General features: G+C 58.0%; 1 protein-coding gene. It reads left to right on the top strand.

Going from position 1 to position 350, the window contains the following annotated elements; genetic code table 11:
• Nucleotides 1-59: 59 nt before the first annotated feature.
• The coding region (locus HAQ05_RS28190; protein WP_190427713.1) for a phage tail assembly chaperone family protein, TAC at nucleotides 60-350 on the top strand (291 nt) is incomplete at its 3' end.

Raw genomic sequence — 350 nt, 5'->3', positions numbered from 1 at the left:
TGTCCATTCAGCGCTCGGGCGGGTCTGCCTGGGTTCCCAAAACTGCATAAGGCGAACCCATGAAGCTGGCCGACTTGAAGAAAAAGGGAGGCGTCATTACCGACGCCTTCGTGAAGAAAACGGTGGAGTGGACTCATACCGTCAAGGGCAAGGAAATCACCGAGAAATTCGATATCCACGTTCGCAAGCACGCCTTCGGTGTGATGGAGGCGATGTTTGTTGGCGGCGAGGCGCAGAAATACCGCAACGCCCGGTACCTGTCCGCGAGCGTGTTTCTCGGCCCTGACGGCGAGGAAGAATTGCCGTTCGACGATGCGGTTAACCTCGACCCCAGCCTGGGTATCGCGCTG

This window comes from Pseudomonas typographi (assembly GCF_014694385.1).
Classification (GTDB): domain Bacteria; phylum Pseudomonadota; class Gammaproteobacteria; order Pseudomonadales; family Pseudomonadaceae; genus Aquipseudomonas; species Aquipseudomonas typographi.
The sequence above is the reverse complement of the archived record's forward strand: the minus strand, read 5'-3'. Positions and strand labels throughout refer to the sequence as shown.